Source organism: Vibrio sp. 1562, from assembly GCF_033340155.1.
Taxonomy (GTDB): Bacteria; Pseudomonadota; Gammaproteobacteria; order Enterobacterales; family Vibrionaceae; genus Vibrio; species Vibrio alginolyticus.
Genome location: NZ_JAWOVY010000121.1, coordinates 1 through 1,044, shown reverse-complemented (window position 1 = coordinate 1,044; position 1,044 = coordinate 1). Strand labels below are relative to the sequence as shown.

Genomic DNA, 1,044 nt, shown 5'->3' with positions numbered 1-1,044 from the left:
TAAAGGGCTAGATAGCATCAATAAAAAAGCAGCTCTGGGAGCTGCTTTTTCGGGGCGGTTTACACTTTAAAGCGACTGATGTTTTCTCGCATGGTGTTCGCCGTGTTGAACATTCTGCGTGCGCCTTCACTGCTTTTCAGTGATTGCTCAGCAATGACATCTGCATCGTCTTTGATACCTTGAGTATTGCGGCTGATGTCTTCACTTACCGCTCGCTGCTCTTCTGCTGCGCTCGCAATCTGCATCGCCATATCATTAATCTCAGTGATAGAGTTGGTGATGCTGGTTAGACTGTCGTGCGCTTGCTGTGCGTAATCCACGCTGGTATCTGCCAAGCTAGTGCTGGCTTGCATGCTGTTTACGGCAAGCTTGGTATTGCTTTGCAGCGTTTCAATCATGGTACGGATTTCTTCTGTTGAGCCACGAGTGCGTTGGCTAAGTACACGTACTTCATCCGCTACCACGGCAAATCCGCGTCCTTGTTCACCCGCGCGTGCTGCTTCGATGGCCGCATTGAGAGCGAGCAGGTTGGTTTGCTCAGCAATGCCTTGAATCGTAGACAAAATTTGGTTGATGCTTTGGGTGTTCGCTTCCAGTTCAGAAATCACATTTGCCGCATCACTCACTTGCTCAGCAAGCGACACAATCGCTTCTCGGTTTTTCTGAATAACGCTTTGACCTTCCACACACGCAGATGCGGAGTTTTGGGATGCACTTGCGGTCAATTCTGCATGACTTGCGACTTCTGCAGCGGTTGCCGACATTTCATGAATGGCCGTAGCAATTTGGTTTACGTCATTTTGTTGGTGCTCAACGCGTCCTGCCGCCATGGCTGAGAGTTCATTCGCCTGTTGTGCTTGTTCTGACAACTGCTGACTGTTTTCGACGATGTTTTTTAGCATTGATTGCATCTGAGCAAGGAACTGGTTGACGTGCGTGGCCAGTTCACCAATTTCATCCATGCGTTCAATCTCGATGCGCTGCGTCAAATCACCTTCACCTTGTGACAGTTCAGAGAGTGCATCCGACAAAGTTTGCAGTGGA

1 protein-coding gene is annotated in these 1,044 nt (G+C 49.2%); it reads right to left on the bottom strand.

Annotated elements, in window-relative coordinates; all coding sequences use genetic code 11:
• Window positions 1–59 precede the first annotated feature (59 nt).
• Window positions 60–1,044, bottom strand: a 985-nt coding sequence (locus tag R7Z49_RS23620) for a methyl-accepting chemotaxis protein (RefSeq protein WP_318112157.1), incomplete at its 5' end; no start/stop codon positions are given.